This is a genomic window from Candidatus Methylomirabilota bacterium (assembly GCA_036005065.1).
GTDB lineage: Bacteria > Methylomirabilota > Methylomirabilia > Rokubacteriales > DASRDR01 > DASYQW01.
Genome location: DASYQW010000251.1, coordinates 1 through 7,543, shown reverse-complemented (window position 1 = coordinate 7,543; position 7,543 = coordinate 1). Strand labels below are relative to the sequence as shown.

At 70.7% G+C, this 7,543-nt stretch carries 8 protein-coding genes; 2 read left to right on the top strand and 6 right to left on the bottom strand.

Translation table 11 applies throughout. The features are described from left to right. On the top strand, positions 1-243 hold a 243-nt coding region (locus tag VGW35_17915), incomplete at its 5' end, for a hypothetical protein (protein HEV8309541.1). Here the strand turns inward: VGW35_17915 and VGW35_17910 are convergent. Both VGW35_17910 and VGW35_17905 read right to left on the bottom strand, forming a co-directional pair. Then, on the bottom strand, positions 187-1,032 hold the full coding sequence (locus VGW35_17910; GenBank protein ID HEV8309540.1) for an SAM-dependent chlorinase/fluorinase: 846 nt from the start codon (positions 1,030-1,032) through the stop codon (positions 187-189). The two genes, VGW35_17915 and VGW35_17910, sit on opposite strands and share 57 nt — an antisense overlap. 35 nt (positions 1,033-1,067) lie before the next feature. Next, positions 1,068-2,087 (bottom strand): polyprenyl synthetase family protein, encoded by a 1,020-nt coding sequence (locus tag VGW35_17905; GenBank protein ID HEV8309539.1) that lies wholly within the window; start codon positions 2,085-2,087, stop codon positions 1,068-1,070. Between the two features lie 401 nt (positions 2,088-2,488). Here VGW35_17905 and VGW35_17900 point away from each other — a divergent pair, with 401 nt between their 5' ends. Continuing rightward, entirely contained in the window at positions 2,489-2,854 is a 366-nt protein-coding gene (locus VGW35_17900) for a hypothetical protein (GenBank protein ID HEV8309538.1), read from the top strand. 61 nt (positions 2,855-2,915) lie between these two features. Here VGW35_17900 and VGW35_17895 read toward each other — a convergent pair whose 3' ends face one another. From VGW35_17895 to VGW35_17880, 4 genes are all read right to left on the bottom strand, one after another. Beyond that, on the bottom strand, positions 2,916-3,404 hold the full coding sequence (locus tag VGW35_17895; protein HEV8309537.1) for a hypothetical protein: 489 nt from the start codon (positions 3,402-3,404) through the stop codon (positions 2,916-2,918). Positions 3,405-3,426: 22 nt separating this feature from the next. Then, positions 3,427-4,302: a hypothetical protein gene (locus VGW35_17890; GenBank protein HEV8309536.1), complete on the bottom strand. Its 876-nt coding sequence runs from the start codon at positions 4,300-4,302 to the stop codon at positions 3,427-3,429. Between the two features lie 111 nt (positions 4,303-4,413). Next, complete coding sequence (locus tag VGW35_17885) at positions 4,414-5,958, bottom strand: hypothetical protein (GenBank protein ID HEV8309535.1); 1,545 nt, start codon at positions 5,956-5,958, stop codon at positions 4,414-4,416. Between the two features lie 404 nt (positions 5,959-6,362). Next, the coding region (locus tag VGW35_17880; GenBank protein ID HEV8309534.1) for a VCBS repeat-containing protein at positions 6,363-7,543 on the bottom strand (1,181 nt) is incomplete at its 5' end.

Here is a 7,543-nt window from a genome sequence, read left to right as displayed (position 1 = left end):
CTCGAAAAGGATTGGGGTCCGCCGACTCGCGAAGTGCAGGAGGGCGACCTGCGGATCCTGATCTACGAGGAAGTCGAGAATCCCCGGATCTCCGGTCTCCAGGGCACCACCTCGGCCTACCGCCGGGGCGCGGTCCAGAGTCCCGACGAGCCCAGCCCGGGCCCCGCCGTCTATGTCCGGTCCTATCTATTCTGGGTGAACCCGCAGGGCACCATCGTCGACTCGGCGGTCCGGGCTCCGTGACCCTCGCGACCGCACGCTGACCTGCGCCCCCGGGCCGATCCCGAGTCGGTCGCGGGCGCGGCCTTCGCGGACGAAGATCTCCACCCGACCCGAGCTGTCGACCACCGCGCCGAGCGCGCCCGGCGGCCGGTCGCCGTAGGTGCCCGAGAGCCCCTCGATCCGCTCACGGCCGATCTCGAGGACGCACGCACGACGGCCGGCGGGCAGGTCCTTCGCCGTCAGGTTCGTGAGCAGGTTCCCGAATCGGTCGACCAGGAGCACCTGGCCCACGACGCGCCCGCCGGCGCGCCGCGGGCGCGGCCAGCCGTGGCGAGCCAGGCGCCGCACCGGAGGACCGAAGCGGTGCAAGGGCACGCCCAGTGAGCAATGGGCGGCCACCGGGCCGAAGATGTCGCGGGCATGAAAGGTCCGGCTCACCGCTGTTCGGTGGTAGGCCGGGTTGGTGAGCGCCACCGCCGCCGCGCCGGGAATCCCGTCAAGGAACCCGAGCAGCCCGTTGTCGGGGCCGACGAAGTAGTGGCCGTCCGCCAGGAGCGCCAGCGGCCGCCGAGCGCCGCCGACGCCGGGATCGACCACCGCGAGGTGGACGGTCCCGGCCGGGAAGACCCGGTAGGCCGTCTCCAGGAGGAGCGCGCCCCGCAGGATGTCCTGGGGCGGCACGGCGTGCGTCAGGTCGACGAGGTGAGCCGCGGCGTTGATCCCGAGGATGACGCCTTTCACGACCCCGACGTAGGCGTCATCCAACCCGAAGTCGGTGAGCAGCGTGATGATCCCGCTCGGCCGCGGCACCGTCCCTCGGCGCGCCGATCGAGCGCGGCCCGCCATCACCGGTCGCGGTGGACGACGTACTCCGCGATGAGGCCGAGAACCTCCCGCTCCTCGGAGACCGGAAATCGGGCCAGCCGCGCCGTGGCTTCGGCTGCATAGGCCGCCGCGCGGGCGACGGCATAGCCGACGCCGTCGTAGATCTTCACGAGCCGATGGATCTCGCCGACGTCGCGGTCGGCCTCGGCCGGCCGGCGTCGGGGCTGGCCGGGGCCTCGCAACGCCTCAAGGATCCGGGCGCGCTCCTCGGGCCTGGCTCGTTCCAGGGTGGCGATGAGCGGCAGGGTGCGCTTCCCCTCGCGCAGATCGGTCCCGATCGCCTTCCCGAGTCGCGCCTCGTCGGCGTCGAAGTCGAGCGAATCGTCGATGATCTGAAACGCGATGCCGAGGTCCTCGCCGAAGGACGCCAGCGCGTCGACCGCGGCCGCGTCCGGGCCGGCGACCAGGCCCCCGATCCGGCAGCACGCCGACATGAACGTCGCCGTCTTTTGCCGGATGATGCGCAGGTAATCGTCTTCGGTGAGCTCCCCATCCCGCTTGCGCTCGAGCTGGAAGACCTCGGCCTCGGTCATCGAGACCATCGCGGCCGCCAGCGCCTCCATCACCGCCAGATCCCCGTCCCCGACGAGCAGCGCCATGCAGCGGGAGTAGAGATGATCTCCGACGAGCAACGCGGCGTCGTCGCCCCACCGGGCATTCGCCGACGGCCGGCCCCGCCGGAGAGGCGCCCGGTCGACGACGTCGTCATGAATCAGGGTGGCCGTATGCAGCAGCTCGACGACGCAGCCGAGACGGGCGGCGCGATCGGGAGAGCCTCCGGCCAGCCGCGTCGACAGCAGCACCAGGACCGGCCGCAGGCGCTTGCCGCCGGCGAAGGCGACATACTCGGTGATGTCGCGAATCAGGGGGACGGGAGACCCGCCCAGCTCCTGGCGGATCGCGGCCTCGCACGCGCGTAGCTCCTCGCCGATGAGCCGGGTGAGGCGCTCGCGGAGGGTCGCCTCCAGGGATGGTCTCAAAGCCGCGGCTTCACTCGAGGGGCGCCCGGACGGGCGCAGCACACGAGCCCCCGATTCCGAGGCCCCCAGGCAGGTTCGAAGCCGACGCCCCTCCCAGGTGATGTGTCCACTGTCCCCCGGCTCACGGGCCGCGATCTCTCGGACCCGCCACGGTACATTCTCGGGCCCCTCCCCTCGTGAATCAAGGGAAAAACGAATACTTGCGACGCGCGCCACCACCGCCGACCGCGCTTCGGACACTTCCGTCCGGCAGGGCGCTTCCGAGTCGGAGCGGTGACGGTCGCTCCCCGACGTCCCGGCCAAGGCCTGAGGCGCAAAGGACCGACCGCGGGACCCGATCGGGGTGCTCTCTGGTATCAGTCTTGAATCCCGCGTATCCAGGCAGAGGAGGTCACTCGGACATGCTAGGACACATATTGGCCGCATTCGCCATCGTGGCCCTGATCGTCGGCTCCGCGGGCCTGGTGGCCGCCCAGAGCACTCCGGGCGGCGCCGGACCGCAGCTCGGCGGGCCGCCGGCCGCGCCGTCGCCCTCCGCGACGGCCGACTCGCCCAGGCTCGAGCAGGGTCACCGGATCATCGGGCAGGTCACTCGGATCGACGTGGCCGGCGGGACCGTGACCTTGCGGACCGACGAGGGGCAGCTCGAGCTCAAGCTCCCGCGCGAGACGCTGTCCGGACTCAAGGTAGGCGAGCGGGTCGAGGTCCAGGTCGACATCCGGCCGACCGCCTTCGGACCGTCCTCGCCCTCGAAGCCGGGACGATGACCAATGGGAGGGGGCCTCGACGGCCCCTCCCAGACTCACCCCCAGGCCGCCGAGACGCCGCTCAGTTCTGGGGCTTCGGCGCCCCCGGAGTCGGCGCGAAGAGGAGAACCTCCGCCCAGTCCCCGCTCCGGTGCATCACCACGAGCAGACCCTTGGCGTCGTAACGTAACACCCCCTGGCCGGTCTGCTCGTTGGTGCCCATCGCGTCGGGCTTCCCCCAGGCGTTGGCGATCGTGTCGAGGGTAAAGATTCGCGGCTTCGGGTAGATGGCGACCCCGCGCACGAGATCGGCCCGGAAGCCCTCGGGACCGATCAACCCGAAGCTGATGATCATCCGCTCCAGGCCACGCGGCGCGCGCTCTCCCAAGTACGTCCATTCCGGAACGGTCCGGCTTTCCTCGACCACGGTCCGTTCACGGCTCGGCCGCCCGTAGAGGGTCTCGACATCCCGGCGGGAGGACACCCCGGGGACAATTCCGCCCCATTCCGCCGCCTCGAGGGCCCCGGCCAGCGCGAGCGAGACGAAAACGGCCGTCGCCCACGCACGCATGACGGGCTGACTCCTCACCGGGTCAGGGGGCAAGGAGCGCCTGCGGGCGCATCCTCTCGCCATCGCCGGTCTCCGGTTTGGTGATCCGGTCTCTCCAGCCGAGGACGATCGCGGGAGACCCGGTCCGGAGCGTCGACAGGGGGACCCGGATCAACACCCGATCGCCATGGCGCCAGTCGCCAGGCCCCTCGATCGCGAGGTCGGCGACGCCGTTGCTCGTGAAGCCGCCGTTCGCGATGACCGGGACCGAGCTTCGCACTACGAGGAAGTCGACCCCGGACGCCCCACGGAAGTACGCGGCTTGCGGGGCCCCGATGGGCTCGCCCAGCGCCGCGGTCACCACCGCGACCCCATCACCGCGAGGCGGACCCCCATTCAGGGGCAGTTCCCGCAGCCCTCCGTCCCTCGAGATCATGGCTAGCGTCCCGAGCACCTGGCTCTCCGTGTTCACCTCGCCGCCGACCTCGAGAATGAGGACGTCGTCCGGCTGGGGGGTCCGCGCCGCCAGGCCCACCTCGGTCCAGGCCGCCGAGCCCTGGGGCGGGCGGACGCCCGTGACCTCGAACTGCCCGCGCGCTCCGAGGGCTGTGGCCTCGGGGCCGGCGAGGACGCCGATCGGCTTCCGGAGGAGCCACCACCGCTGGATCGCGCCCCGCTGCCACTGGAAGACGGTCCGGTCCACGACCCCGCTTTCGAGCGCCGCCCGAAACTCGGGCGACAGCCGTCGCTCGAAGGCGAATAGCGGGACGCGGTGCTGGTTCACGACCCACTGCCGCACGAGGGCGATCCGGATCGTGGAGGACACCACGGGCTGCTGCGCCACCAGGGACGCCGTTCCGGCCACGAGCAGCACGACGATCGCGACGAGGACGAGGGACCTCGGCGGCATTGAGCGCATGGCGGGGATCCTCCTGAACCCATTGTCGGGTCGCGCCGCCGCTGAATCAAGCGAAACAAGAACGCCCCAGGGGAGTCCCCTGGGGCGTCCTGGACGACGAAGGAGCCCGGACTAGAAGAAGTAGATGAACCGGTAGATGCCCCCCCAGGAATCGTCGCCAGTGTCGGGGATGATGTAGCCGACCACCGCCTGCATCGAGAGGTTCGCGTTGATCGTCCACCGGGGGCCGGCGTCGATCTCGATGGCGTGGTCGCCGAAGATGGCGTTCTGGCCGCCCAGGCGGTTCTTATTCTCGCTTGGGGCCACGAAGGCGGCACCGAGGTTGATGTTGAAGGCCGGCGTCAGGGCGTAGGACGCCGCGGCGCCGATCCCCCAGGTGCCCGAGATATCCGCGTTGAGCGGCTGGCCGAGGCCCGTCGGGCCGCCGACCGTCGCGTTGCCCGTCAGGAAGTCGGCGATGTAGGCCACCGACAGCCAGGACGAGCCACTTTCCGGCACGGGCAGCTTGTCCGAGTTGCGGTTGATCTTGGTGGTGTTGCCCACTCCGTGGCAGTCGCCCGTCGGCGCCCCGCGCGGGGTCGCGCAGGAGCCGCCGCCGGCGCCGCCGATGAAGCGGTCCTTGTCACCCGACGTGTACCAGCCGTGGGCGGTGACCGAGAGGGGCCCGATCGGAACCACCGCGTCGGCCATGAGGCCGAAGCCCCGCTCCTTGAAGACCTGGTTGAGCGCCGATGACCAGATGCCCCGCTGGCCGTAGACGACCACGCCATAGAGCGTCATGCCGGCGATCTTGGCGTTCGCCGTGCCACCGACCCAGAACGTATTGGCGAAGTCTTCTTTCACGCACGACCCCTGGTTCGCCAGGGTGGACACCCCCGTCACGCCGGCTGCTGCCGGGCGCCGCTGGAAGCACTGCCGGTTGGCCACCAGACCTTCGACGCTCAACCGGATGTCCGGGGCGAGGCTGACGCCGATGCGCGCCGCGTAGTAGTCGTTGTCGTCGGCGTTGGAGAGGTTGTTCTCGGAGAGCTTCGCCGCCCAGACGGAGAAGTCCACCGGGCTTCCCAGCCAGTCGAAGCGGATGGCCGGCTCGTTGTCGGCGAAGAATTCGGCCGCCGGGCCATCGAGGAACTGGAGGTACTGAATCCCGACGGTGACCCGCGTGGCCGGAATCCACGGCTCGAACGCGATGTAGATCTGCCGCTGCTGCATGTTGACGCCGCGGGCGCCGGCGGCGCCGCCGGCGTTGGGCCCGACCCGGCCGCCCTGGGAGGCGGGGGAGCTGCCGAGCTCGTCGGCCACGCCGCTACCGTTCCCCAACGTGAGGTCGCCGACCTGGGCGTTCCAGACCATCTTCGCCTTCTTGTCGGCGGACTCGATCGTGATCCACCACCGGAGTCGCTCGAAGTACCGCGAGTGGCTGTCCTTACAGAACGCGCCCGTTCCGCAGTTCGACGCGACCGCCTGCGTGTCCGTGAAGTCGTTGAGGTTATCCCAGGCGACGCCGATGAACCGCAGCTGGCCGTTGAAGCTGATGTTGTAGGCTGGCGTGCGTGCGCCCGGGGTATCCCCGAGCGAGAACTGCGCCAGCGCCGGCTGGGCCGATCCGAGAAGGATCAGGACCCCCGCCGCAGCAAACAACCCGAGTCGCTTCATCCTGCACCTCCGTGGCCACCCGACCTGGGGGTGGCTCAACAATGAAGCCGCTCATTGCAAGAACGGTCAATGATGCCGTGATTCGGTGGAGCTGGACTGCAGGTTGGGCGCGTACGGCTGGGTGCCCCGACATCACCCCCCTTCGAGCTCGTTCGAATAGAGAAAGACAGTCAGCCCTTACGGGAAAAACCTTCGGCAATCTAGCACTGGCCGCAAGAGGGTGTCAAGCCCAATCTTCCGGCCCTGGCGGCGTTTCCGGACGGCTCCTCGCCCGGAGGCAGGCGGAGTAGCCACGCGCCGCGCAGGGAGCCCGGGGGGCATCGAGGAGCGCTCCGAGCGGCGGCTTCGCCGCCGCCACGACGGGGGGGCATCGGGGGGGTCTTCCGAGACCCCCCCGAAATGACCTAGGGCAGCTCGTACACCACGAGTTGGCCCCGGGGGCGACCGACGGGATTGAGCGTGTCGAGGTTCAGGCCCCGGGGGACGACACCCACCACCACCTTGGGGAAGCCGTCGCCGTCCATGCTCCCGTAGGCGAAGTCGGCGATGTACCCGTCCGTGGTCCGGCTCTGCCAGACGGGGATGAACTGCCCCTCCGTCCAGCGCAGCCGGTGGATGCGGCCCTGCGTGAACAATGTCGGCGCGACGCCCGGGAAGAGGGTCCGGGCCCCGCCGACGAGAGGGATGAAGTTCCCGAAGACGAGGATTTCGGGACCCTCGGGACGGTCGGGAAGGGCGATGATCCGCCCACGGATGCGGCCGATGCGGATCTCGTCCCGCCGTTCGGTCGCCGCCGACATCGGAAAGGTGACGGCCGGGCCTCCGTAGGCCTCGGCGCTGGTCCAGATGCGGCGTCCCCGGGCTGTCCACACCGTGAGCCGATCCTCTCCGGTGAGGGCCACGACATCGGGCTCCGCGGCACCCGTGAGCCGCAGCAGGGCCAGCCCGTACACGGTCACGTCCTTCGGGACCGCCAGCGTGGGCCCGTCGTGGTAGCGGCCGTCGCGCCAGACCAGCCGGCGGATCCGCGCCCCGAACGGCTCGGTCAGCCCGATCGCCTGCTCGACGAGCCAGGATTCGCCCCCCACCGGGATCACCCGCAGGTAGCGGTCCCGGGCCTCGTAGATCGGCCGGAGCCGCCCGCCCACCAGCTCGAGCACCGTGGAATGCACGGCATCGCCGACGAGGCGAGCGTCCACCACGACGATCTGCGGGCGCCCGGTGCCGTTGACGTCCGCGGCGTCGACCGAGAGGACCAGGCCACCCGGCCGGAACGTGGCGCCAGCCACCGGGACCAGCGAGCCGTCTTGCAGCGCCTGGATCGTGATCCCACGCTCGTCCGCGACGACGAGATCCGGGCGTCCGTCGCTGTCCACGCCCGCCAGGGCCAGCCCGCGGAGCGGCCCGTCCAGCGGGTAGCGGCGCTCGAGCTCCGGGGTCTGCTCCCAGGCAAAGCGGGGCGGGTAGGCCGCCCGCGCCAGCGGCGTGCGCGAGGCGACCAGCGTCGCCCCGGTGCGACCCGAGATCCAGGCCGTCTCCAGATGGCGCGCGCGGCCCTCCTCCACGACCCGCGAGGTGAGCACGG

Bases quoted from the DNA above. Each gene is read 5' to 3' on its own strand.
- VGW35_17900 (HEV8309538.1), top strand. From the start codon at position 2,489: ATGCTAGGACACATATTGGCCGCATTCGCCATCGTGGCCCTGATCGTC.
- VGW35_17895 (HEV8309537.1), bottom strand. From the start codon at position 3,404: ATGCGTGCGTGGGCGACGGCCGTTTTCGTCTCGCTCGCGCTGGCCGGG.
- VGW35_17890 (HEV8309536.1), bottom strand. From the start codon at position 4,302: ATGCGCTCAATGCCGCCGAGGTCCCTCGTCCTCGTCGCGATCGTCGTG.
- VGW35_17885 (HEV8309535.1), bottom strand. From the start codon at position 5,958: ATGAAGCGACTCGGGTTGTTTGCTGCGGCGGGGGTCCTGATCCTTCTC.